This window comes from Haloarcula quadrata (assembly GCF_003634715.1).
GTDB lineage: Archaea > Halobacteriota > Halobacteria > Halobacteriales > Haloarculaceae > Haloarcula > Haloarcula marismortui.
This window is the reverse complement of record NZ_RBWW01000002.1, coordinates 262,973-286,079: the sequence shown is the minus strand read 5'-3', so window position 1 is coordinate 286,079 and position 23,107 is coordinate 262,973. Positions and strand designations below refer to the sequence as shown.

Below are 23,107 nucleotides of genomic sequence, written 5' to 3'. Positions count from 1 at the left end.
TTCGATTGTGTAAATGCGGGCGAAATAATTATCAACGCTAACGAGTAGTGGTAAATAGTCCGCAAATATGTCTGTATATTCGGTGATTGTCTGAGGCGGTCACGATACCATTCACGATCCCGCATACTGATCAAAAGCGGATGTGCCGACTCAGTCGTCGCCTGTCCCTCGCTTCCGGATCTGTTTTCCGCCGGCGTCCGGCGTCCGGAGCACCGTCTCGTCCGTCTCCGGGCCCAGCACTTCCACGCGAACACTCGACACTTTGTACTCAGGAATGCCGGCGGTCGGGTCGAACGTCTCGCCGGTGAGTTTGTTGACCGCACCAGCCGCGAAGTGCATCGGGATGAACAGCGTCCCCGGGCCGACGCGGTCGGTGACCTGTGCCTTGACGACGATATCGCCCCGCCGGGACTCGACGCGGACGTACTCGCCGTCGGCGATGCCGAGCTTCTCGGCCGTCTCGGGATGTACTTCGACGAAGCTCTCGCCGACGTGGCTCATCAGCCCCTCGACACGGCGGGTAATCTGTCCTGTGTGCCAGTGATACAGCACGCGCCCGGAGGTAAGCGTCAGCGGGAACTCCTCGTCGGGAATCTCGCCGGGGTGTCCGCCGTCGGCAGGAACGAAGCGGGCCTTCCCGTCCTCAAAGTTGAAGTTCCCCTCGTCGTAGTCATAGAGGTACGGCGTGCCATCGTGGTCCTCGTCCCAGCAAGGCCACTGCAGGCCATGTTCTTCGCCGGATTCGAGCCGGTCGTACGTGACGCCGCCGTAGATGGGCGCGAGCGAGTTGATTTCGTCCATGACCTCCCGCGGGTGGTCGTAATCCCAGTCGTAGCCGAGGCGACGGGCCAACGCCTGCGTGATTTCCCAGTCCTGACGGGCCTTGCCCGGCGGCTCAGACGTGGGTCGAACCCGCTGGATGCGTCGCTCCGTATTGGTGAACGTGCCGTGTTTCTCCGGCGACGTGGCCGCAGGGAGCACCACGTCGGCGTACTCCGCCGTTTCGGTCATGAAGATGTCCTGTACGACGAGGAACTCTAGGTCTTCCAGAGCCTCGGCGGCGTGCTGGATATCGGGTTCCGAGAGCGCCGGATTCTCGCCGACGACGTACATTCCCCGAAGGTTCCCCGCGTGGGCCTCGGCGAGCATCTCCGGCACTTTGAGCCCGGGCTCCTCCGGCGGGCGCTCGCCCCACGCGTCGGCGAACTTCTCGCCGACCTCGTCGTCTGCTGGGTTCTGATAGCCCGGTAGACTCCCCGGAAGCGTCCCCATGTCGCCACCGCCGCCCTGGACGTTGTTCTGCCCGCGGAACGGCGAGAGACCAGCGCCCGGCTTGCCGACCTGTCCGAGGACGAGTGCGAGGTCGGCCATCGCGATGAGGTTCTCCGTGCCGTGGCTCTGCTGGGTCATTCCCATCGCCCAGCCGAAGACGACGCTGTCGGCCTCGGCGAGTGTCTCGGCCGCCGAGGCGAGTTCCTCTGGCGACACACCCGCCAGTTCCTCGACTTTGTCGGGCGTGAACGCCTGGACTTTCTCCTTGACTTCCTCGAAGTTCTTCGTGTTACGCTCGATGAAGTCCTCGTCGTGGAGATCGTGTTCGATGATGTAGCGAATCAGGCCGTTGAGCCAGGCCACGTCGTAGCCGGGGTTGGTCCGGGTGTACTGGTCGGCGTGTTCTGCGATGCCGATTTTCCGCGGGTCGAACACGACGAGGTCAGCCCCCTCACGGACGTTCTGCTTGATGCGGGTCGCCAACACCGGGTGAGACTCCGTCGTATTGGAACCGCTGATGAGGTAAGCGTCAGCCTCGCCGATGTCCTCGTTGATGCGGTTGGTCATCGCGCCGTAGCCGAGCGTCTGCTGGAGCGCCGCGACCGTCGAGGAGTGACAGAGCCGGGCGCAGTTGTCGATGTTCTTCGTGCCAAGCACCTGTCGGGCGAACTTCTGGACGAGGTACGCTTCCTCGTTGCTGCCTTTCGAGGAAGCCAAACAGCCCAGTGAGTCGATGCCGTGCTGGTCCTGAATCTCGGTGAAGCGCTCGGCCACATAATCGAGCGCCTCCTCCCAGGTCGTCGGTTCGAGTTCGCCGTCGTCGTTGCGAATAAGCGGCTCGGTGACCCGTTGCTCGCTATTGGCGAACTCGTGACCGAACTTCCCTTTGACGCAGGTCGAGAAGTTGTTCGCGGGCGCGTCGTCGGGGTCATCGACAGGGACGACACCGAGTGAGTCGCCGTCCTTGCCCCACATCTCGAACCGGCAGCCGACGGCACAGAACCCGCAGGTCGTCTCTTCCTTGTCGATTTTCGAGAGCCGGTAGTCGCTGACTATGTCGGCGATGTCGAACAGCCGGCCCTCGGGCATCGTGTTCGCCGCGATGCTCTCGGCGGTGTGTTCGCCGGCGAGAAACGCCTTCTTGCCGTAGTCCTTGGCGATGTCGCCGGCCCGGCGTTTTGCTTGCGAGGCGAATTTGGCGAGACCTTGCTTGCTCTTCGCCGCTCTCGGGTCGCCGGGCTCGAACCCGCGGTTGGGAGCGGTAGTATCATCGATGGTCTCAGCGTCCTCGTGTTCGATGACCTTCCCGATCGAGTTCCGCTGTGTAAAGCCCGGCAGCGGGAGCGTCGCCGCGCCGTCGATACCCTTCTCGGTCAGCGAGCCGGTGGGGCAGACGGTAGCGCAGTGGCCACAGGAGACACATTCGGAGTCGTGCATCGTCTCGGCGTCGGACTGGAAACCGATGCGAGTGTCCTCGCCGTGACCTTCGATACGGAGGACGCCTTCGACTTGCACGTCGTTGCAGGCGTCGACACACCGGTTACAGAGGATACACTTATTCCGGTCGATTTGGATGAACGAGGAGGTGTCGTCGATGGGTTCGTACTGGTCGCGCTCGTCGAAAACGCCGTAGCGGGGGTGGTCGACACCCTCGCTGATGGCGGCGTCCTGCAGTTCACAGCGCCCATTGCCGTTGCAGGTGGTACACCGGAGGTTGTGGTTTGAGAGGACGAGGTCGAGGTTGACGCTGCGGGCTTCCTCGGCGTCGGGCGTGTCCGTTGACACAGACAGCCCGTCTTCGGCGGGGAACGAACACGACGGGACGAGACCGTGTTCCTCGGTCTCGACCATGCAGGTGCGACACTCGCTGCGCGGGCCGACCTCGTCGCTGCAGTCCCCGTCGCGGTCGTAGTAACACAGGGCCGGAACATCGGCGTCGTCTTCGACGCCCTCCGCACCGGGGTCGACACTGACGATATCGTCGTCGAGGTCCTGCAGAGCGTCGATGATGGTCGACCCCGGGGCGACCGTGACCCGCTCGCCGTCGACGGTAAGCGTCGTCGGGTCGTCTGTGTCGGTTCCCACGTCGGGGTCGTTGGCGGTGCCGGTCTCGAACTCGTGAGTGACTGGCGTCTCAGGCTGTGGGTCGTGTAGGTCCGGAACTCGTGGAATCGATTTGTCTGTGCTCATAGCTTCTCCGTACAGGTGCCGCTGGGACAGTGTCCGTCAGTGTGAGCGCGGAACTCGGGCTCGAACTCGTCGATAGCTGTGGTCACTGGCCGCGGCGCGTGCGCGCCGGTCTGACAGTTACTCGACTGGCGCATCACCCGGGACAATTCGCGTATCTTGTCGTTCTCGAACGAGCCGTCGTATATGTCGCGCAGCAGTTCAGCGAGCTGCTTCGTTCCCTCACGGCCGGGCACACACCGGCCGCTGTTCTCCATCGATGCGAACCGCGCCCGCTTCCCAACCGTTTCAACGGTACATCGACCGGTGTCGAACAGTTCGACGACGCCATTGGTTCCGAGCCCGGCAGCCCGGAGCGACTGTGCGGTCGGTGCCAAATCAAGACTGCGCGTGACACCGCCGAGGACGCCGCCAACACAGGCCATTTTGAACGACCCGTCCATCTCGACCGCCTCGCGAACCGCTGCGAGGCTTGCGCTTGACCTGAGTTCGACTGTCGCCGAGTCCGCAACGTCGCCGGCGACCGCTACGATTCGCGTCCCGGGGTCCGCCGCGTCAGCGTCGACGCTATCGGGCTCGGCGACGGCTCGCTGAACCTGCGCGAACGTCCGCGGCGTGTGGACGACTGTTGGGCGGCCGTACAGGCCTCGTTTGGCCGGTGATGGCGGCTGGAGCCGCGGTTCGATGCGGTCGGCCCCTTCCAGTGCTTCGAGCGCCGCCGTGGGCTCGCCGGCGCGGAACTCGCCCGGACCGGCCACCAGTTGCGGAACGACAGGCAGGGTGTCGGCGGCTGCGTCGATTGCCTCGCGGAGGTGCGCCTGCAAGTCGGTCTCCGACTCGTTTACATAGACGACAGCGTCACCAGCGTCCACGTACTCGGCGACCGCCGCAATCCCGTCGAGGACTGCCATCGGTGCGCCGGACAGGAGCGTGTCGTCGCCCGTCGGGAGGTCGCTGGCGTCGTTGGCGTTACAGACGACCACTGGGTCACCGTCGGTTTCGCTGGCTGTTTCCCACGTATCGGCGACCGGTTCGTCAGCGGCGGCGTCCCCGCGACCGCGGCCCAGCAGCCCGGCTCCCGCTGCAACGTCGGCGGTCCGTTGGGTCGAGACGAACGACCAGTCGGCCGGCGAAAGCGGGGCGACCCAGCCACAGGGGCCCAGTACGTTGCGGCGGCCGACTGAGAGCGGGCCACGCTCCGGGGCGGGGAGCGACGCCGTTTCGGGGTCGTGCTCGACGACAGCGTCCGCATCGGCTGTCGGTACTGTCCCCGCTTCCAGTGCGTCGATGAGGTCACGGACGGTCGCCGGTGACGGGTCGCTGTAGAAGGCTGTCCGTCCGTTACGCGTGACTATCACTAGCGGTGTGGCTGCTGTGATGCCCGTCGGTCCCGTCCTGACGACCGGTGTCGAGCCCGCCGTCGTCCGCGCCGCGGAGAAGACCCGGTCCCCGTTCTGTGACCGGCCGTCCGTCGACACCCGGACGGCGGTCGAATGAGCGAGGGCCGTGGTTTCCCGTGTCATACTCTGTGCCTCGTGTTGAACGATTAAAAACCCCAGCCGAGCGGTCCCGGGACCACTGGTTGCAGTGGCGTCATCGACCCACACAACATATCACTTGCTTATACAATAATGGGACAGCGCTGGCCGAGTCGTTCCGCTGAAACAATGAGGCAGCGGGACGTTACCCCCAATCGAAATCATGAACCCACGGTTCGAGGAAGTCAAGACGGAGGCGTCAGCCGCGATAACCGAGGCCGACCTGCGCTCGGTGTACACCGGCATTATCCACGAGGACGGCCGCCACGAGTACTATTTCGGTAACGACACCGAGGAGGCGGCCGAACTCCGCGAGGCAGCGGCCATACAACTCGGAATGGTGCTTCGCGTCCTCGCGGACCGCTCGGACAGTAGCGTCGACGAACTGACGACGCTCGCCGCAGAGCGAGCAGAACAGATGGAGTTGCGATAAGATACGGAACGGCCGCGCTCGCTACCCGGTGGTCGCGATAGCTTCGATTTCGACCGCTGCACCTTTCGGGACCGCACCAACGCCAACGGCGCTCCGCGCCGGTGGCTCCGATTCGAAAAACTCGCTGTAGGCCTCGTTGAACGAGTCGAAGTCGTCGATGTCGTCGAGATAGACGGTTGTCTTGAGTACGTCGTCCAGCGAGAGGTCTTCTGACTCCAGAATCGCCGCGACATTGTGAAGGCACTGCCGCGTCTGGTCGGCGACTGGCTCGTCGTTGAGCAGTTTGCCGTCTGTCGTTAGCGGGAGCTGTCCGGCGGTGATGAGGAGGTCGCCGTTCGTCGTTGCCTGACTGTACGCGCCGACCGCGGCCGGTGCCTCGTCGGTGCTGACTACGCGCTTCATATCCGGCCGTACCTGCCCCCATCTCATAAACCCCTGCTGTGACGGGGGACACTCACACAACGTTCTCGAAAGCCAACCAGTTGTGTCCAGTCACTGATTGATGACGACAATCGCTATCAGCGCCAGACCGATGCCGGCGGCTTTCGTCAACGTCATGGACTCCCCGAACGCGATAACGCCGATGACTGCGGCAGTGATGAAGTACATCCCACCGATGGTGGACACGATCGACGTGGGCCCCACAGTCACGCCGACGAACGTCGAGACCACGCCGACGGCCGCCGCGACGCCCGCCGCGCCGGCAAACATCATCCCCCGGTTTGTGACGACGAACGATGCGTCTGAGACAACGACGTATATCCCGGTGACGACCGTTGCAGCGGCGTAGGACACGAACGCCGCGGTCTCCGGGTCCATTGTACTTGACGCGACGTTGCCAAACGCTATCCAGAACCCCCAGGCTATCATCGTCCCGAGCCCGAACAGGACGGCAGCGTTCATCTGTCCGCTCTCCAGATGAGTCGGCTCCAACTCTCTCTAAGCGTCCTTGGCGAACGGCGACACCCATGCTCGTGCAATCGACGCATTGATTTGGTCGTATGTGGCCCGCTGACTTGAGTTCGGTGCCCGCTCGCCGCGTGTTTTTTATATTGACTCCGACAAAAGTATGCTAATGGCTAACGTCCCAGAAGACTCGTCGGACCGGACGCTGGAGGACGTGTTCTATCCGGCTGACAGAGTCCCGTTCGTCGAGTGGGACGAGCTATCCGGCGCAAAACCGACGGTCGTCCTGACCGGGACGGTCGCGCTGCTGGCGTTCGTGACCGGCCTTTCGAATCTGAGTCAGGCATCGCTTGCACTTAATGGCCCGCTGACCGCCGTCGTCGACCTTCCGCTACCGTTCGTCAGGTTCGGTGGGGTGTTGTTCGCGTTCGTCCTCGGCATCGTGACGGTCGGGCTCCAGCGGCGCAAACAACTCGCGTGGCGCGTGGCGGCCGTCGTGCTTCTCGGTCTGGTAGTACTGCCGCTTACCACGTTTCAGCCAACTGATATCCCGTTGTTGTTGCTAACGCTGGTCACGTACCCGCTGCTGGTCCGCAACCGTCACCGGTTCGACCAGTCTCTTGACCTCTCGCCGATTCAGATCGCATCGCTGTCGGCGATTTTTGGCGTCGTTCTCTACGGGACCGTGGGTGCCTACGGGCTGCGAGGCCAGTTCCTCGAACTCGACAGTTGGGGCGACGCCGTGTACTACGTCGTCGTCACAATCGCGACGGTTGGTTACGGCGATATCACACCTGTGACAGCGGAAGCACGGTGGTTCTCGCTCTCTATCATCCTGTTCGGAACCGGCGCGTTCACCGTCGCCGTAGGCGCGCTCATTGGCCCCGCTATCGAATCCAGAATGGCGACAGCGTTCGGAGTCATGACAGCATCAGAACTCACACTCCTCGAGGACCACGTCGTGGTTCTTGGGTACGGAGACGTTACGGCATCGCTGCTTGAGGAACTGGGCGACGAGACGGAGGTTGTGGTTGTTACCCCCGATGAGGAGACGGTCGCGTCGCTGCAGGGCGAGGGCGTGAATCTGCTCACCGGTGATCCCACCGATGAAGATGTCCTCAGGGACGCACGCGTCGGGACCGCAAGCGGTGTTGTGGTGGGGAGTAACGACGATGCCCGCGACGTGCTTTCGGTCATCGCGACGAAGAACGTCAATCCTGACATCCGCACAGTCGCAGCGGCGACTGCCGAGAAACACGTCGAGAAGTTCCGCGCGGTCGGGGCGGACGAAGTTATCAACCCCCGTTCTATCGGCGGACGGCTTCTAGGAAAGTCGGTGCTGGGCCGTGAGTCGAGCGAACCACTACTGGACGGAATCGTTGCGGATGACGGGGAGAGCGGAGACACCACAGAGTAACGGTCCCGACGCTCGCCAGCGACGGTGTCGACCGGCTTGCATCGCGCTGTGGGATAGTAATATATGTATTCGATACTGAATATTGACGCATGGCCACCTCGGACGCCAGTGGCATTTCGGAGATCGTCGGCCGGCTACTGGTGCCACTGTGTGCCGCATCCGGGGCGCTCGTGCTCGCGGGGTTCTTCTTTCCGACGCTTGTCGGCGAAGCCGTGACTGGTCCGGCGTGGCTGACTATTGCGCTCGTGTTTTTCAGTTCGGGACTCTGTTACATCGCGCTCCTTCCCTACTCCGAAGACGCCACTGCGCCGGCCGCGGCCGATGTCCTGCTCCGCGTCCGGCGGACAAAGGTCAAACGGGCCATCAAAGAGTTCCTCACACAGCACGAGCCAGCCATCCTCGCGTTCCCGGTGCTCGTGTTCGCCGCGTTCTTCGGGCTTCAGATCGCATTCCCTGCACGGACGACGGGTGCCGTCGACGCCGCTGCTGCCACAGTCCTTCGCGGCGGCGGCCCGCTGTTTCTCGCCGCGGTCTTCCTCTCGGTCTGTTACTGTCTGTTTCTGTTGCTTGGGCCCTGGGGCGAAATCAAACTCGGCGGTCCGGACACGGAGCCAAGCTACACGTATCCGACATACTTTACGCTCGTTTTCACCGCCGGCATCGCGGCTGGACTGGTGTTCTGGGGCCCCACTGAGGCCCTGTTTCACTACGACCAGCCACCGCCGTACATCGGGGCAGCAGCCGGGTCGCCGGGCGCCGTCAACGGCGCGCTTGTGTACACCCTCTTTCACTGGGGCGTCTCGGCCTGGAGCGCCTACGCTGTCATCGGCGTCCCGATAGCGTACTTCGCGTTCACGCGGGGCGCTCCGCTCCGGGTCTCGACAGTGCTGGCCCCCTTGCTCGGTGTCGATGAGCTCGATTCGGCCTGGGCCACACTGGTCGATACGCTGGCCGTTTTTGCCACTATCGGGGGCATCGCCACCTCGGTCGCACTCGTGAGCGAGCAGTTCCTCGCCGGGATCAATTACCAGTGGGACGTGGCAGCCGGTGAGGTCGGGCCGGTCCTGTTCGTCGGCGGCTTGACCCTGATATTTGTTGTCTCCAGCGCGACTGGGATCCACCGTGGCATCCGTCGCATCGCCGGCCTCAATATCGTCTTGTTTGGCCTGTTCGCGCTTCTCATCGCCGCCGTCGGTCCACGGTTGTTCATTCTCCAGCGAGGAACGCAGGCACTCGGGACCTACGTGGTGGAGTTCGTTCCGTTGAGTCTTCACACGGGCGGGCAGTGGGTCGCGGCGTGGACCGTCTGGAACTGGTCGTGGTGGTTTTCGTGGGCACCCTTCGCAGGGCTGTTCATCGCCGCACTCTCCCGCGGTCGCCGGGTCAGAACTGTCGTGTTCACGAGTGTCGTTGCGACCTCGGCGGCGACGATGGTCTGGTTCCTACTGCTCGGTGGTACGTCGCTGTTCATCCAGCAGACGGGGCAGGCCGATATCCTCGCCGCGATCGCACAACGTGGCGGTTCGGAGGCGGTCGCCGGCTTCCCGCTGTTCGCGTCATTACCGCTTGGACAGCTTCTGATGTTCCTGTTTCTCGCGCTCATCATCGTGTTCATGGCCACGTCGGCGGACACCTCGACGCTCGTCGTCTCTGTTCTGGCAACGCGACGGGGGATGGCACCGTCGGCGACGCATATCGTCTTCTGGGGTATTTTTCAGGGTTCAGTCGCCGTTTCGGTGTTGCTTCTCGGTGGTGCTGAGACGCTTCAGGCCCTGGCCGTCCTGACTGGCGGCCCGTTCGCCGTAATATCACTTGTGGCGGTCGGCGGGCTGACCGTGACCTGGTACCGGGACGAGCAGGGCCACACCTCCCTCTTCCGACGCGCCGTCAGGAAACTGCCGGACATTCAGACACACCACGACGTCGATCCACCTGAAAAGAAATAGACGGCGCGGGTACTGTGATTTTAGGCCTTGGCGATTCCGGTACAGAAGTTCTCGACGATCTGTTTCCCGGCGTCAGTGAGGATGCTCTCCGGATGGAACTGGACGCCGATGTGCGGTTTTTCGGCGTGCTGGACGCCCATCACGATGCCCTGCTCGTCGTTCGTGTGGGCCGTTTCCGAAAGCGTGTCTGGGAGTTCCGATGCCTTGACGGCCAACGAGTGATACCGCCCGACCTCAAACGGGTCGTCGACGCCGTCGTATAGCCTCGTTCCATCGTGGCGGACCTCCGAGGGCTTCCCGTGGACCACGCTCGGCGCGTGGCCGACAGGAGTCCCGTGGGCCGCACAGAGCGCCTGGTGGCCCAGACAGACGCCAAGCGCCGGGTACTCTGTCTCGGCGAACACGTCGATGGACACACCGGCCTCTGCGGGCGTCCCGGGCCCCGGCGAGACGACGATGCCGTCCGGGTCGAGTTCGTGGATGCCCTCAACATCGATAGCGTCGTTCCGGCGGACCGTGACATCGTCGAACTCGCCGACGTACTGGACCAGATTGTAGGCGAAGGAATCGTAGTTGTCGATAATGAGTATCATCGCATCCCCTCCATCGGTTCGGTCTCGGATTCGACGGCGAACGACCCCTGTTCGCCGAGCGCCTCGTCGACGGCAGTAACGAGCGCCCGGGCCTTGTCCAGTGTCTCCCTGTACTCCGCCTCTGGAACGGAATCATGTACGATGCCGCTCCCGACGCGGAGGCGGTACTCGTCGTCGTAGTGAACCAGCGTCCTGATCGTGATGTTCAGCGTCGCACGGTCGTCGAAACCGAACATCCCGATACTGCCGGTGTAGGGCCCCCGTCGGGTCCGCTCCACCTCGTCGATAATCTCCATTGTCCGCGGCTTCGGCGCGCCGGTGATGGTCCCACCGGGGAACACGGCTGCGACCGCGTCGGCGATGCTCACCGCGTCGCGCAACTCCCCTTCGATGAGGGAAACGAGGTGCATCACCTCGGAATACCGGTCGACGCGGCGGTACTCGGCGACGTCGACGGACCCATACTCGCTGACCTTGCCGAGGTCATTGCGTTCGAGGTCGACCAGCATGGCGTGTTCAGCCCGCTCCTTCTCGTCGCTACAGAGGTCTGCCTCAAGCTCCTCGTCTTCCGCTGGCGTCGCGCCGCGCGGCCGCGTCCCGGCAATCGGCTCCGTGAGCAACTGGTCGCCATCGACGTCCAGCAACAGCTCCGGGCTGGCGCTGACAAGGTCGACGCCGGGGAACTCAAGCAGGGCTGAGTACGGAGCCGGATTCACCCGACGGACAGCGTCGAAGGTGTCGACTGGGTGGACGGCCGCCGGGGCGGTCAGCCGGTGTGAGACGTTTGTCTGGAACGTGTCGCCGTCCCTGACGTACTGTTTTATTTGCCGGACGCGGTCGGCGAACGCTGCCTCGCCGCACTCGCTTTCGAACGTGGCCTGACTTGCAGCGGTTGGCTGGGACTGGACGTGTTTCTCGCCGTGGATGGCGTCCTGTGCTAGCTCTCGGGCCATCGTCCGGCCACGCTCGAATGCCGATTCAGGCGACCCGTTGACGGTGGGACAGGCCGTTACATGTATCTCGACGTCGCCGTCGTGTGGCTCCTCCCACGCGGCGATGCAGTCGAACACGCCAAACTGAAGCCGTGGGAGGCCATCCGAAACGGTTGTCTCTGGGATGTCTTCCAGTTCCCGTGCTACGTCGTAGGAAAGCCACCCGAACGCGCCACACGGGTATGGAACCGTACAGTCGCCCCGTTCTAGGTGTTCGCGGTCGAGTAGGTCGTCGATAGCTTCGAGACTCGGACTTCCGCCATCCTGTGCGGGTGTCGCTCCTGCGGACACCTCGACGCGCTCGATTGGCTCGATGCCGAAGTACCCCCAGCCCGACTGCCCACCGGTCGTTTCGAGATAGAAGCCGTCTGTGTTCTCGTCGCGGGCGCGGCGATACGCCTCGAACGGGTCGGCAACGGTGACGCGCGCCTCAACCGGCACACGGGTGCCGTCCGCTGCTGCCCTCGCAGTTTCGATGAACGATTCTTTGTCGGTGCTGAATCGAATCTCAGTCATAGTGCAGTTGCTCCTAAGCGAGAGGCCCTGCCTCTCGGTGTGGTTGTGTAGACCAAGCATGGGTCAGGACAAAAACCTTCGGTACTCCCTCCTACTGCCTGAAATACTGCCGAACTGTCGACTGACTACGGCTAAACACTGGACGAATAGCCGATATCATTTCAAAGGCTGGACTATTCCGCATCACTCACTATTCCGACGGGGCTTGAGGAAAACATCGAACGCTTGGCCAACCCCAGCAGTTGACCGTGTAGCAGTCTGCTCACTCTGAACATCTAACTGGGGACTTCGGGGCCGACAGCAAACCTAGCAACAATGACTACAGTAATCGACGGGAACGAAATCGGCGACCAGATCACGGAGGGCGTCGCGGCGTGTACGGACACGCTCGTCAGCGAGGGTGTCACACCGGGGCTGGCGACTGTGCTGATGAGCGACGACGGCGCGAGTGAAACGTACGTCTCGATGAAACAGCGGGCCTGTAATGAAATCGGCATTGAGGGGTTTCATCATCAAATCAGTGCAGACGAGTCGGCCGAGGCGCTGTTCTCGACCATCGACGAACTGAACGCGGACCCGGCGGTCCACGGAATCCTCGTTCAGATGCCGCTCCCCGACCACGTGCCAAAGCGCGACGTACTGGAGCGCATTGACCCGATGAAAGACGTCGACGGGTTCCATCCCGAAAACGTCGGCCGACTCGTCGCGGGGAACGCGCGATACAAGCCCTGCACCCCCCATGGAATACAGAAAATGCTGGCCGAAACTGGTGTTGTGACGGAGGGGAAAGACGTTGTCGTCGTGGGTCGCTCGGACATCGTCGGCAAACCGATGGCAAACTTGCTCATCCAGTACGGGCCGGGCGGGAACGCGACAACGACCGTCTGCCACTCCCGAACTGATGACCTTGCGGACAAGACTCGCAACGCGGACATCGTGATTGCCGCCGCCGGGGTTCCGGAGATGATAGACGGGTCGATGCTCTCGGCGGGTACGACAGTTATTGATGTGGGCATCAACCGGGTTGATGCTGACACGGAGAAGGGGTACGAACTCGTCGGGGACGTGGACTTCGAGAGCGCTAAAGAGAAAGCGGACGCCATCACCCCGGTTCCCGGCGGTGTTGGACCACTCACCATCGCGATGCTGCTGTATAACACTGTGAAAGCGGCCAGCCTCCAGTCCGGCGTCGATATTAGGCTTCCGTAGGGCCCGTTCGCAGGACTACCCGCGTGGACTGTTATATCGTTTCGACCGCACCACACTCCGGGCATGTAATCAGGAGTTCACCTGCTGGGTCCTGTTCTCCCTCTATGACGTTGTGACCGCTGGCACACTGTTCGTGCATATACACCTCGTGGCTGTCGTGCTCACGCAGCCAGATGTGGCCTTCTTCCGGTGCTGAAACGATGCCGTGACAGAAGTAACACTCGCCGTTCATACAGAATCGATGACAAGCCAGTATCAAATAGCTACCTCTCAGTGTGGGATGCTGCTCGTTTTCAATTCTACAGCGCCGGCGAGAACACAACATATAGCGGAAAAGACAACTATTGTTTCAAAACTAAGATGCTTCAGCCCAACAATCCGATATGGACTACTGTTACACGGGCGACACACACGAGAAACTCTTCGCGGCGTACCGGGCCGATGAAGAGCCGTTCCCGACCCAGACGCAGATGGAGTTCCCGCGGCGGGAACACCGAAGACCGGAAATCGACATCCTCAAACGACTGTTCTTCCCGACCTGTTGGAACGCTGCTGAACTGGTCCGGGACGAGCTCGCCGTTCTGGACCGTCTTGACACTCTGGGCGGCCTCTTCTTTGCCGGTATTAGACCCTACTCCGGGTCGGACCCGGCTGAAACAGTTGACGCCGTCATCGATCAGCTCCCGGCGGTTCGCACACGACTTAAAAAGGACGTGGAGGCCGCGTTCAAAGGTGATCCGGCGGCAAAGACGTATATGGAGATAATCCGGTCCTATCCGGGGTTCATGGCAATACTCGTACAACGGGTCGCACACACCCTCTACGAGGCCGGAGCCTCCGAGTACGCTCGCGAACTCACCGAATACGCCAAGACTGAGACCGGCATCGACATCCACCCCGGCGCTGAAATCGGCGACCACTTTTTCATCGACCACGGGACTGGCGTCGTCATCGGCGAAACCACAACTGTCGGGGAGTGGGTCCGCCTCTATCAGGACGTGACGCTTGGCGCGCTCCACTTCGAGGCCGACGAGAGCGACGAACACAGATTAAAGAAGGGCTACAAACGACACCCGGATATCGGCGACCACGTCGTCATCGGCGCGGGCACGAAAGTTCTGGGTGCCATCAGCGTTGGTGACCACGTCAGCATTGGGGCGAACTCCTGGGTCACCGACGACATTCCGGACGATACGAAAGTGTACGTCACAGACCACCCGACACAGGAACGAAAACGAACCAAGTAAAATCGGAACCGATATCGCCCGGTTTCTGAGACTGCAAAGATACCACGAATTGGCTGGACGAACGCTTCTGACTGGTGTACCCGGCCCGAGGACCTCTCATACTGTTGTTGTCTGTCCAGTCGCGAGAAGGACTCCTCTTCTAATAGATTAGAATAACAACTGTACCAGCATTAGGGGCTGTTGGAATCGCTCCCGCCGTTCACTTTAGTCGTCACCGGGAACGAACTCAGCGACTCCGCTCAGGTTTCGTGACCAGACGCCCTCACCACGGTCGAGTCCGTCGTTCCACTTCCCCACAACAGTCGAAACTGCGAGGTCGCCAGTGACGTTGTTCATAGTTGCAATTCGCCCAAGAATCAGTACCTCACAAAGCATCGCCAGTTAACCTGACCTGAGTCACCTGTTCTGTTGGGATGAGTCGTCGATAGCGGTCGAAGAACACTAATCGAGGCCGGAGCTGTCGCTGTCGGCGGCGATCAGCCGCCGACGCGACAGCGTTGCCACTCACGAAGCGGCGTACTCGGTCGGTGATTACCGGTGGAACCGGTCATCAGGTGGTCGGTTCGCGGGGACGGCCCGACGCACTGCGAGGGCCGTCCACGCGGCCCGCCGAACCATATTGACGAACTCCTTGTATGGCCACCACCAGAGGCGACGCCCGCCTCGGCGGGGCGTCGCCACGTATTCGTAGTGGAGATACCGCCAGACGTTCTGCAACAGCAGACTCACCACAACGTACAGAAACCGAACCGTCGCATCTCGCGTTGTCGTCGTCGCTATCGCTTGCTCAGACAAGCGATAGCTCGACTCGATACCGAAGCGTTTGCTGTAATGGTAGCGAGCATCGCGTGGTGTCTCGATGAACGGCGCGTCAGCGGCGTAGCCGTGACGCGCCACACCGTTCTCGTCGTACCGTCCGTTCAGGTACGTACAGTCGATGTAGACGGGAAACTCGACGGTCCAGCTGTGACCGTCGAGTTTCCCTGTCAGGTCGTGTTCGATGACACGGCTCCACCCTTCCGAGAGTTCCTGCTGGATCGTCTCACCCCACCGGATGATTGGGATCACGTAGGGGTAGTTGTGCGCCTGGAGCAGCGTGAGACACTTGCTATCGTAGAATCCCCGATCAAGGTAGACGGCCTTGACCTCGGTGTCAAGGCCGTCGAGAACACCGAGGAACTCGGCGAGGACGCTGCTAGCGGTGTCGCCGTCTTCGAGACGGCGCACCGCCAGCGTGTAGCGCTTGTTCTTCACGCGTGCGTAGAGCGTCGCGTACGCGTGGAATGCAGTGGTTCCACGCTTGGCTTCTGAATGATAGAGGCCCTCTGTGTCGTCTTCATCACCGTAGTAGGACCGCAGGTGGAGGTCTGCGCAGACCTCCACCTGCTCGGGGAGGAGTTCGACGACATCTCGCCGAAGGAGCGTGTTAGCGACTCGTTCGAGTCGTTCCGGCTCGAACTTCGTCCGGAGGTGGTACAGGATCGTGTTCGCCGGTGGCGACTCTTCACTGGAGTTGCACAGCGTGGAGATCGAGGTCCCGTCGGCGGTCGCGCCGACGAGGACCTCGTAGATGTCCTCGGGATCGATTTCAGCGTTATTCGCCAGGGTAAGAGAAACTTCCTCGTCAAGCCGGTTGACGAGGAAGTTAAGAAGTTGGTCTTCGTGGATTTCACTGTCCGCTTGCTTTGCTTGCTTGGACACAACTCAGCAAGCGGACTCCTTCAACTTGCGAGCTTTGTGAGGTACTGAGAATAGGGTCGACCCCGGCGACGAATCCAACGACCTCCAGCGGAAGGCCGACCTGTGTGAGAATCACAGTGAGCATGACGATCCCCGCTCCCGGAACGCCAGCGGTTCCGATGCTGATGAGGACGGCCACAATTAAGACGAAAATTTGCTCAGTAAGCACTAGTGGCTGTCCGACGACGTTTGCGGCAAACATCACGGTGACCGCCTGTCGGATGGCAGCACCATCCATGTTCGCCGTGGCACCGACCGGGAGCGTGAACGAATACACTCGCTCAGCGATCTGCAGGTCTTCGTCCGCATTGCGCATCGTAACAGGGAGCGTTCCGCTCGACGACCGAGTCGCGAACGCAGTCACCATCGCGTCCTTCGCTCCGCTGAGGAACGCAATCGGCGACACGTCGGCAATCACGCTCATCAAAAGAACGAGATAGGTGAAGCCGATGTGAATGCCGATTGCAATAGTGACTGCCAACACGAGCTCGCCCAGCGAGGAGAACAGGCCGATGCCTTCAGTGCCGATGCCGGACGCCATCAACGCGAACACACCGAGCACACCGAATTCGAGGACGCCACGGACGATGACAAACATCGCCTCAGCACCCACTTCGAAGGCCTCGAACACTGAATCGACACTCTCTGCGAGCGCGTCTTGCCGGGCGCGGACGTATGTCAGCGCGATTCCAAAGACGATGACGAAGAAAACCGTCGCCAGCAGATTCCCCTCTGCGAGCGCCGCGACGGGATTGTTCGGCACGATACCGAGAACGACATCAAGCAACGACGGCGGCGCTTTCGATTGCGCTTCACCGCCGCCGAATTCGAGCCCACGACCCGGCTGAAGCACGTTTGCAACCGCGAGACCAATAATTCCTGCGAGGGTCGTCGTCAGGGCGTAGAGACCGACTGTCGCACCGCCGATTTTTCCAAGTTTTGCGGGTGAGAGCTGTCGAATCCCGGTCAGCAGTGTGAAGACGATAATCGGGATGACCAGCATATTGAGCAGTCGGAGGAAGAGGTCGCCTACTGGTCTGACGACAGCCATCTGCTCCCCGAACACGATACCGGCACCTGCTCCCAGTACGAAGGCGACAAAGATGCGCCAGATGAGCGGGATAGATCGATACCGGCTCCATAGCGTGCGAATGGGTTGTATCATATTACACAGCAACGGGTAGTCTTATAAAAACCCGTTAGCCCCGCCAGTATGTGCAAGCGGCTATGATGCGGTTTTCTCTTACAAGGTTCCGTTTTCAGACGGGTCTGTCGCCAAATGGCAAGTGCTACAGCCGTTCATCTGAAAAGGATAGCAAAATAGCGGTTGGAATTCGCTTGTTTTCAGAAGCGCGACGCCGTTGGCACTCCTGCCTGACGGTCGTTCTTACCGTTTCTCGCTTCGCTGTCGAGTTTCCCGTATCTAGAGAGTGGTCCAGTCAGTGACGGCCTGCTCACCCGGTTGTGGTCAGTCGGCCGGTGGACTGGTTTTCGGTTCGACGACCCGACGAAGCTCCGCTCGCAGCGCCGTCCACTTCGCCGCGATGAATCCCAGCAGGATACATCCGAACCCACCGACGGTGGCGAGCGTGACCTGCTGACCGAGCACGAGCCAGCCGGCGAGCGCGGCGAACAGGGGGATGACGTACTCGATGAAACTCATCTCGATAGGGCCCAGCTGGTCAAGTAACCGGAAGTACAGCAGGAAACCGCCGATACCGGCGACGACAGCCAAATACAACAGCGCCGCAAGCGCGGACGGCGTCCACGATGCGTCCGCAAACGACTGTCCGGGAAGTACGAGTACGGTGAGATGGAGGACAGCGGCTCCGATAGCCATCAACCACGCCTGTGTGGCCAGAAACGACATCGACGGACTGGTGTCGTGCGTGACGACGGCCGGGATGGCGAACGCCAGTGCTGCTGCGAACACGAGCGCGATTCCGATAGTACTGCTGAGGAGATTCGCTGGGTCAGGGTCAGCAATGACGACAACGCCGGCGAAGCCGAGTACCACGCCGACCCCAGTATTCGCGGTGAACGTGTCATCGCTCGACGCGAGCTTCGTCAGCGCGGGCGTTACGACGGGAACGAGACCGAGCAGTACGGCGGCGACGGCCCCGGTGACGTACTGTTGCCCGGTGAACAGGAATACGTGATGCACCCCGATCATAAGCGAACCCCCAGCGAGGACGTACACGTAGTCGTCGCGGGTCTGTGGCCGCTCTAGCGCGCCTGTGACAGCCAGCGCGGCAAACAGGAGAACGGAGGCGATGTCGAAGCGGACGGCAGCGAACGGTACTGGCGGCAGGTCGGCAAGGCCGACATCTGTCGCCATGAATGCAGTACCCCAGATTGCAGCCAGGAGGAGAAAGCAACCGGTCGTTCGATAGCGACTCATTCAGTTGCCGGTCACCACCCGACGGTAAAAGGGCCGTCGAAGCCTGTTGCAAATTGCTAGATGTTGCCACTGCGCCAGCGACCACTGACGCGGTGCCGATGACCGGGCGGCATCTGTCCGGGGAATACACGGTTGGGACCAGTGTAGTAGTGAGTAACGTCGACAGCGGTCCAGTTCTCACGCCGAAAGCTAAGCCTGCTTCAGAACCGGCATTTGGATGTAATATGAACTATATGGGTGAACATATTGCATATTTGAGAACATATATTGCAGAAATAATAAGAAAACACCCTATCTGGATATAAGTCTATACCAGCGAATAGCGGGCTATGCCGTTGGAATGCAGTTCTGTACCTCTGCTATATCCGCACTTTCAATGATTGTGTCCGCTGCGTCGATTGCTGTTTCGGGAACGCGTTCATCGGGGTCAAATAACACCGCGGTATCTGCCTCGATGAACGCCTCCGTATCAGTGTGTGAATCGCCGATATAGGTGATTGAGACGGGATTCTGCTTGCTTCGAATTTTTCTCAGTAGCTCTCCTTTCTCATTGGGACCGACACCGATATCGATAGCCGAAACCCGTCTATCCTCGAACCGAAGCCAGTTTCCACGAACAAACGCCGGTTCGTACGGCTCGAATCGCGTTGCAAGGTTCGCAATGCCGGCACTGAGGATGCCGAATCGGATATCCGTTTGCTGGAGGTGGGCGAGGAGGTCGACAGCACCTGCTTTCGGCTTGAGGGCCCGGGTCGCACGAGTGATATCTGATCTGGTGATATCGTTCGCACGCCACACGTCGACCGCTCCCTGACACCACTCTGTAAACGTAATTTCTCCGGCCTCGAACCGGTTCATTAGCGCCTCGGCTTCCGGTGTTGTTCCGTAGAGGGTGTGCAACAGCTCGAACCCGCCGCGCTGTCGAGTGAGCGTCCCGTCGAGGTCGAACACTACAAGATGCGACATACTACCGTTCTGCAACAACCTCTATCTCAACGTCGATATCGACTGGCAATTTAACGACTTCCACAGCACTGCGTGCAGGATAGGGTGGTGACATGAGCTCACCGTACACCTCGTTCACCTCGTCGTAGTATCGCATATCCTTCACGAACACCGTCGCCTTCACCACATCGTCAAGCGAAGCGTCACCGGCCTGCAACACGGCCGCGACGTTCCGGAGTGTACGCCGGGTCTGTTCACCGGGCGTGCCCTGGATTACCTCGCCGGTATCCGGGTCGACTGGCCCCTGCCCGGAAACGTACATACGGTCACCGCTAGCGATTCCCTGTGAGAACGGGCCGATACTATCAGGTGCGTCGTCTGTTGTTAGTTCTTCCATGGCTGTTTAATTGGGTGTCGGCTTTTCGTCCGCATCGTAGACCTCGTTGATGAACGATGTTGGCAGGCTCGTCGTCAATCCGCCGTCAAGCACCAGATTCTCACCGGTCAAGAAACTCGACATTTCGGAGGCAAGGAACAGGGTCGTATCAGCGACTTCTCGCGGTGTGCCGAACCGCCCGAGCGGATACTGGTCGAGCCAGCGCTCCCGGGCGCTCGTTTCACCGGTCCGTTCCTCCGTGTTTTCCATCTCCGCCCGCCTGTTCGCTGTTTCGATGGTCGCCGCCGAAATAACGTTCGAGCGGACCCCGTGTTGCCCGTAGTGGGCGGCGATGTTTCGGGAGAGCGCCAGGAGCCCGCTTTTCGCCTCGGAGTAGCCGGAGAGACCGACACCGAACAGGCCGTTGACTGATCCCATATGGATTATCGACCCGCCGCCAGCGGCGACCATCGCTGGCAGTACCTCTTTGCTCAGGAGGAACTGGCTTTTCAGGTTCAGGTCGACCATCGATTCGAAGGTCTCCTCGTCACACCGGTGCAACAGATTGGCGGATTCGTCTGCGCCACCAGCGTTGTTCACAAGCACGCGGATGTCCCCGAACTCTTGGATGGTCGTGTCGACAAGGTCCCGTACCGCCTCCCGGTCTGTAACGTCACATTCGACCGGAACAACGCGGCCATCGTGTGTCTGGGTCAGTTCCGTCGCAACCGCTTCCACGTCCTCGTAGGTGCGCGAACAGACGACGACATCGCCACCAGCTTCGGCGAACCGGGCCGCGATCTCGCGCCCGATACCCCGTGACGCGCCAGTCACAATGGCTGGCCGGTCCGCTAGTGATAGTTCTACCATGACACTGACACCCACGTAAGCTGCCCCCTTGAAAGTTGCTCTTGGCCGTTCATGTGATTCGATACTCCTCGATGGCGGCCATGTCGATAGAGACTCCGAGACCGGGACCGTCCGGGGCCGGGAGGCAGCCGTTGCTGACCTCGAACGGCCGCTCGATGATGTCTGCCTCCCAGCCGTAGTACGTCGAATCTGGGGGCAAGGAAAAGCCCGGGATGCCGATGAACGCGTGGAGGATCGCCGCCGTTCGAATCCCCAGGTCGAACGCACAGTGGTGGGTAAAGGGAACCCCGGCGTCTTCAAGGATGGCGGCCTGCTGTCGAATTCCACTGATGCCGCCGGCTGGGGTCAGGTCGATAACGCCGACATCCATCGCGCCAGCTTCGACAAGCGATTGCAGATTATGCGAGATATACGTGTCCTCGTTCGGCGCGATCGGCTGGCGGAGTCGTTGTCGGAGCCGGGCTAGCGATCTGTGTGCATCGACGCGAATCGGCTGTTCCATATACTGCAGGTAGATACCCGCATCTTCGAGCATCGCGCCGACCCGAACCGCCTGGTCGAGCGTCCAGCCCTGATTCGGGTCGAGTCGAAATTCGAGCTGTCCGTCGACCTCATCGTGCATCGCTCTGATTCGCTCGACATCCTGTCGCCAGTCCCGTCCTGCCTTCGTTTTGAGGACAGTGAAGCCCGCTTCGTGCGCTTCTCGGGCTTTGACACGAGACTCCTCGGGCGAGAGGATGCCGAGACAGAAGGCAACAGGGACCTCAATAGGAGCAGTACTGTCGCCATCGACGCTTTGCCGGTGTTGTTGTGTCCCCTGTGTCGGTGCTGTCCATCCGCCGAGCAGCTCATACACTGGTCTATCGAGGGCTTTCCCGACGATGTCCCAGCAGGCCGTTTCGACGGCGGCAAAGAACATATCGACGTTGGTGTACTCGACGAACACCTGCCGGCGGAGTCGCTCGATTTCGAACGGCGACTGGCCCTCAATCATCGGCCCAACTCCGTCTTCGATAATCGACTCGGTGGCTTCCGGTGACAGGAAGACACGCATCTCGCCCCAGCCGCTAAGGCCCTCATCTGTGTCGACACGGACGAGGACGCGTTCCATCGAACGTAACTTTCCGTGGTTGGTCACGTACGGCCCGATTCCGAGATGTTCATCCAAGTCGGCCAACGGTACATCTACAGTTACCGCTGACACGCCAGTTATCTCCATGCCATTCTGTCGTCCGGGAACCGATATCAAAGTACCGCTTCCCCCTCTCAGCTCACTGTCTCGATGGCGGTTTCGACCCACTCCAGTGACTGCTCTGGAAGCAGTCCGTAGTTATAGAAGGATAGCCGCGGCACTCCTTTCGAGTCAAGAGTCTCCACGATATCGACCACGGTCGCCTCGTCGTCGATGGCCGGATGGCCCGGCAGGAGACCAACGTGGAGTGGCACGTCATCAATCACCGTCTCAACGGCGTTGTACGCACCTATGACTGCGTCACTTGACGACTCGTAGGCCGGCAGACAGTAGTAATCGACGTGGTTCGAGAGCGCTTGTAGGTCGGCCCCAACGATCCACTCGCGGCCGGGTTCCGGCGCGCCGACGTAGTAGCCAAGCGGTGTTGTTCCCGCGGCGTCAGCCAGTGTGGCGTACAGTGACGACAGCATCCGTTCGCGGACATCGACGTACGCGGCGACAGTACTGTGCTCCGCAAGCCAAGCCTCCGGTGAGCGGTCATGTGACAGCTCGCCAGCGACGATATCGTCCAGCGCGTTGGCTACCGTCTCGCGTGCCTGTTCAGCATCGACGTCCTCAGCCGTCGCATTCTCCTGACAGTGTGGACAGAAACACATCCCGAGCAGGAACTCTCCGAGCACCCCCAGCCGTGCGTGAATCTTCTGATGGTGCCATCCAAAGCCCGTCCCGTAGAAGTAATCGAACGTTTCCAGTTCGATACGGGCAAACGTATCGCGGGCCGCCAGATCCGAGACCAGTGCCGAGAGATACGTCTGGACCACGGGTTGGGACGGGCACAGGCCAAAGATCAGGTCGTCACCGTGTGCAGATTCCAGCGTGTACTCGGGGTTGGCCATCCCGAGCCGAGAGTTGTGGCAGCCGACTGTCCAGGAATTGAGTGAAAGCTCTGACAGGCCGGCGGCGATGTCCGCGACCCAGTCCCCGTCCATCTGTTCATACGGCACTGGTTCGAGGTCCCCGTACTCTGGCCCGGGCTCGAAATACGAACTCGCGCGGGCGAACAGCGTCCGCCGCTCCGGATTGTGTGGCGTGAATGCCTGCACAGTGTGATAGTTCGTCGCAAGGTTCAGTTCGTCAACGCCGACGCCACGCAGTCGTGTTTCCACCTCGACCGGCCCTTCGTCCAGAAGGTCCCACGGGTACGCCCACATCGCGAATTCCATACGCGACCAACTATGGCGGCGATAATAAAAGTAGAGGCGGTTACTCCTTGACTGCGCCAGCCGTCATGCCAGCCACGATATACTCCTCTAGGAAGAGCGTGTCA

20 protein-coding genes and 1 pseudogene are annotated in these 23,107 nt (G+C 61.1%); 5 read left to right on the top strand and 16 right to left on the bottom strand.

Annotated features, from left to right (window positions below):
- Positions 1-150: 150 nt before the first annotated feature.
- Together fdhF and BDK61_RS18645 are read right to left on the bottom strand one after the other, a co-directional pair.
- A complete protein-coding gene (gene fdhF / locus BDK61_RS18650) occupies positions 151-3,462 on the bottom strand; it encodes a formate dehydrogenase subunit alpha (protein WP_121304083.1) in 3,312 nt (1,103 codons plus the stop codon).
- Positions 3,459-4,982: an NADH-ubiquinone oxidoreductase-F iron-sulfur binding region domain-containing protein gene (locus BDK61_RS18645; RefSeq protein ID WP_121304082.1), complete on the bottom strand. Its 1,524-nt coding sequence runs from the start codon at positions 4,980-4,982 to the stop codon at positions 3,459-3,461. The genes fdhF and BDK61_RS18645 overlap by 4 nt, the downstream gene beginning before the upstream one ends.
- 178 nt (positions 4,983-5,160) lie before the next feature.
- On the opposite strand from BDK61_RS18645, the gene BDK61_RS18640 reads away from it, so the two are divergent.
- A complete protein-coding gene (locus BDK61_RS18640; RefSeq protein ID WP_004966002.1) occupies positions 5,161-5,430 on the top strand; it encodes a hypothetical protein in 270 nt (89 codons plus the stop codon).
- A gap of 21 nt (positions 5,431-5,451) precedes the next feature.
- Here the strand turns inward: BDK61_RS18640 and BDK61_RS18635 are convergent, their stop codons facing one another.
- Both BDK61_RS18635 and BDK61_RS18630 read right to left on the bottom strand, forming a co-directional pair.
- A complete protein-coding gene (locus tag BDK61_RS18635; protein WP_121304081.1) occupies positions 5,452-5,832 on the bottom strand; it encodes a Rid family detoxifying hydrolase in 381 nt (126 codons plus the stop codon).
- A 90-nt stretch (positions 5,833-5,922) separates the two neighbouring features.
- Positions 5,923-6,333: an EamA family transporter gene (locus BDK61_RS18630; RefSeq protein ID WP_004966000.1), complete on the bottom strand. Its 411-nt coding sequence runs from the start codon at positions 6,331-6,333 to the stop codon at positions 5,923-5,925.
- A 172-nt stretch (positions 6,334-6,505) separates the two neighbouring features.
- Here BDK61_RS18630 and BDK61_RS18625 point away from each other — a divergent pair, with 172 nt between their 5' ends.
- Both BDK61_RS18625 and BDK61_RS18620 read left to right on the top strand, forming a co-directional pair.
- Positions 6,506-7,753: an NAD-binding protein gene (locus BDK61_RS18625; RefSeq protein WP_121304080.1), complete on the top strand. Its 1,248-nt coding sequence runs from the start codon at positions 6,506-6,508 to the stop codon at positions 7,751-7,753.
- Between the two features lie 89 nt (positions 7,754-7,842).
- Entirely contained in the window at positions 7,843-9,699 is a 1,857-nt protein-coding gene (locus BDK61_RS18620; protein ID WP_121304079.1) for a BCCT family transporter, read from the top strand.
- Positions 9,700-9,719: 20 nt separating this feature from the next.
- Here BDK61_RS18620 and BDK61_RS18615 read toward each other — a convergent pair whose 3' ends face one another.
- Positions 9,720-10,292, bottom strand: a complete 573-nt coding sequence (locus BDK61_RS18615) for an anthranilate synthase component II (RefSeq protein ID WP_007190565.1) — start codon at positions 10,290-10,292, stop codon at positions 9,720-9,722.
- On the bottom strand, positions 10,289-11,800 hold the full coding sequence (locus tag BDK61_RS18610; protein WP_121304078.1) for an anthranilate synthase component I family protein: 1,512 nt from the start codon (positions 11,798-11,800) through the stop codon (positions 10,289-10,291). The genes BDK61_RS18615 and BDK61_RS18610 overlap by 4 nt, the downstream gene beginning before the upstream one ends.
- A gap of 315 nt (positions 11,801-12,115) precedes the next feature.
- On the opposite strand from BDK61_RS18610, the gene BDK61_RS18605 reads away from it, so the two are divergent.
- On the top strand, positions 12,116-13,009 hold the full coding sequence (locus BDK61_RS18605; protein ID WP_121304077.1) for a bifunctional methylenetetrahydrofolate dehydrogenase/methenyltetrahydrofolate cyclohydrolase: 894 nt from the start codon (positions 12,116-12,118) through the stop codon (positions 13,007-13,009).
- A gap of 31 nt (positions 13,010-13,040) precedes the next feature.
- On the opposite strand, the gene BDK61_RS18600 is transcribed toward BDK61_RS18605, so the two are convergent.
- On the bottom strand, positions 13,041-13,241 hold the full coding sequence (locus BDK61_RS18600; RefSeq protein ID WP_004965994.1) for a hypothetical protein: 201 nt from the start codon (positions 13,239-13,241) through the stop codon (positions 13,041-13,043).
- Positions 13,242-13,392: 151 nt separating this feature from the next.
- Here BDK61_RS18600 and epsC point away from each other — a divergent pair, with 151 nt between their 5' ends.
- Positions 13,393-14,256 carry a serine O-acetyltransferase EpsC gene (gene epsC, locus BDK61_RS18595; protein ID WP_004965993.1) on the top strand — a complete coding sequence of 288 codons (864 nt, stop codon included), beginning with the start codon at positions 13,393-13,395 and terminating at the stop codon, positions 14,254-14,256.
- A gap of 204 nt (positions 14,257-14,460) precedes the next feature.
- On the opposite strand, the pseudogene BDK61_RS24270 reads toward epsC, so the two are convergent.
- The 9 genes and pseudogenes from BDK61_RS24270 to BDK61_RS18550 form a co-directional block, all read right to left on the bottom strand.
- Positions 14,461-14,613 (bottom strand): annotated as a pseudogene (locus tag BDK61_RS24270) (dicarboxylate/amino acid:cation symporter); the annotation flags it as partial.
- 174 nt (positions 14,614-14,787) lie between these two features.
- Complete coding sequence (locus BDK61_RS18585) at positions 14,788-15,957, bottom strand: ISH3 family transposase (RefSeq protein ID WP_121304076.1); 1,170 nt, start codon at positions 15,955-15,957, stop codon at positions 14,788-14,790.
- Positions 15,926-17,161 carry a dicarboxylate/amino acid:cation symporter gene (locus BDK61_RS18580; RefSeq protein ID WP_244209895.1) on the bottom strand — a complete coding sequence of 412 codons (1,236 nt, stop codon included), beginning with the start codon at positions 17,159-17,161 and terminating at the stop codon, positions 15,926-15,928. The genes BDK61_RS18585 and BDK61_RS18580 overlap by 32 nt, the downstream gene beginning before the upstream one ends.
- A 303-nt stretch (positions 17,162-17,464) precedes the next feature.
- Positions 17,465-18,397 carry a DMT family transporter gene (locus BDK61_RS18575; RefSeq protein WP_011222723.1) on the bottom strand — a complete coding sequence of 311 codons (933 nt, stop codon included), beginning with the start codon at positions 18,395-18,397 and terminating at the stop codon, positions 17,465-17,467.
- A gap of 327 nt (positions 18,398-18,724) precedes the next feature.
- Positions 18,725-19,363, bottom strand: coding sequence for an HAD family hydrolase (locus tag BDK61_RS18570; RefSeq protein WP_121304075.1), 639 nt, complete (start codon positions 19,361-19,363; stop codon positions 18,725-18,727).
- A 1-nt stretch (position 19,364) separates the two neighbouring features.
- On the bottom strand, positions 19,365-19,739 hold the full coding sequence (locus tag BDK61_RS18565) for a Rid family detoxifying hydrolase (RefSeq protein WP_121304074.1): 375 nt from the start codon (positions 19,737-19,739) through the stop codon (positions 19,365-19,367).
- 6 nt (positions 19,740-19,745) lie between these two features.
- Positions 19,746-20,588, bottom strand: coding sequence for an SDR family NAD(P)-dependent oxidoreductase (locus tag BDK61_RS18560; RefSeq protein ID WP_121304073.1), 843 nt, complete (start codon positions 20,586-20,588; stop codon positions 19,746-19,748).
- A 49-nt stretch (positions 20,589-20,637) separates the two neighbouring features.
- Positions 20,638-21,807 (bottom strand): mandelate racemase/muconate lactonizing enzyme family protein, encoded by a 1,170-nt coding sequence (locus BDK61_RS18555; RefSeq protein WP_121304072.1) that lies wholly within the window; start codon positions 21,805-21,807, stop codon positions 20,638-20,640.
- Positions 21,808-21,854: 47 nt separating this feature from the next.
- Complete coding sequence (locus tag BDK61_RS18550; protein WP_121304071.1) at positions 21,855-23,003, bottom strand: hypothetical protein; 1,149 nt, start codon at positions 23,001-23,003, stop codon at positions 21,855-21,857.
- Positions 23,004-23,107: the final 104 nt, after the last annotated feature.

Coding starts and splice junctions, on each gene's coding strand:
- BDK61_RS18580 (WP_244209895.1), bottom strand. CDS start 17,161: ATGATACAACCCATTCGCACGCTATGGAGCCGGTATCGATCTATCCCG.
- fdhF (WP_121304083.1), bottom strand. CDS start 3,462: ATGAGCACAGACAAATCGATTCCACGAGTTCCGGACCTACACGACCCA.
- BDK61_RS18555 (WP_121304072.1), bottom strand. CDS start 21,807: ATGGAGATAACTGGCGTGTCAGCGGTAACTGTAGATGTACCGTTGGCC.
- BDK61_RS18605 (WP_121304077.1), top strand. CDS start 12,116: ATGACTACAGTAATCGACGGGAACGAAATCGGCGACCAGATCACGGAG.
- BDK61_RS18630 (WP_004966000.1), bottom strand. CDS start 6,333: ATGAACGCTGCCGTCCTGTTCGGGCTCGGGACGATGATAGCCTGGGGG.
- BDK61_RS18600 (WP_004965994.1), bottom strand. CDS start 13,241: ATGAACGGCGAGTGTTACTTCTGTCACGGCATCGTTTCAGCACCGGAA.
- BDK61_RS18625 (WP_121304080.1), top strand. CDS start 6,506: ATGGCTAACGTCCCAGAAGACTCGTCGGACCGGACGCTGGAGGACGTG.
- BDK61_RS18635 (WP_121304081.1), bottom strand. CDS start 5,832: ATGAAGCGCGTAGTCAGCACCGACGAGGCACCGGCCGCGGTCGGCGCG.
- BDK61_RS18620 (WP_121304079.1), top strand. CDS start 7,843: ATGGCCACCTCGGACGCCAGTGGCATTTCGGAGATCGTCGGCCGGCTA.
- BDK61_RS18640 (WP_004966002.1), top strand. CDS start 5,161: ATGAACCCACGGTTCGAGGAAGTCAAGACGGAGGCGTCAGCCGCGATA.
- BDK61_RS18615 (WP_007190565.1), bottom strand. CDS start 10,292: ATGATACTCATTATCGACAACTACGATTCCTTCGCCTACAATCTGGTC.
- epsC (WP_004965993.1), top strand. CDS start 13,393: ATGGACTACTGTTACACGGGCGACACACACGAGAAACTCTTCGCGGCG.
- BDK61_RS18565 (WP_121304074.1), bottom strand. CDS start 19,739: ATGGAAGAACTAACAACAGACGACGCACCTGATAGTATCGGCCCGTTC.
- BDK61_RS18610 (WP_121304078.1), bottom strand. CDS start 11,800: ATGACTGAGATTCGATTCAGCACCGACAAAGAATCGTTCATCGAAACT.
- BDK61_RS18550 (WP_121304071.1), bottom strand. CDS start 23,003: ATGGAATTCGCGATGTGGGCGTACCCGTGGGACCTTCTGGACGAAGGG.
- BDK61_RS18570 (WP_121304075.1), bottom strand. CDS start 19,363: ATGTCGCATCTTGTAGTGTTCGACCTCGACGGGACGCTCACTCGACAG.
- BDK61_RS18560 (WP_121304073.1), bottom strand. CDS start 20,588: ATGGTAGAACTATCACTAGCGGACCGGCCAGCCATTGTGACTGGCGCG.
- BDK61_RS18645 (WP_121304082.1), bottom strand. CDS start 4,982: ATGACACGGGAAACCACGGCCCTCGCTCATTCGACCGCCGTCCGGGTG.
- BDK61_RS18575 (WP_011222723.1), bottom strand. CDS start 18,397: ATGAGTCGCTATCGAACGACCGGTTGCTTTCTCCTCCTGGCTGCAATC.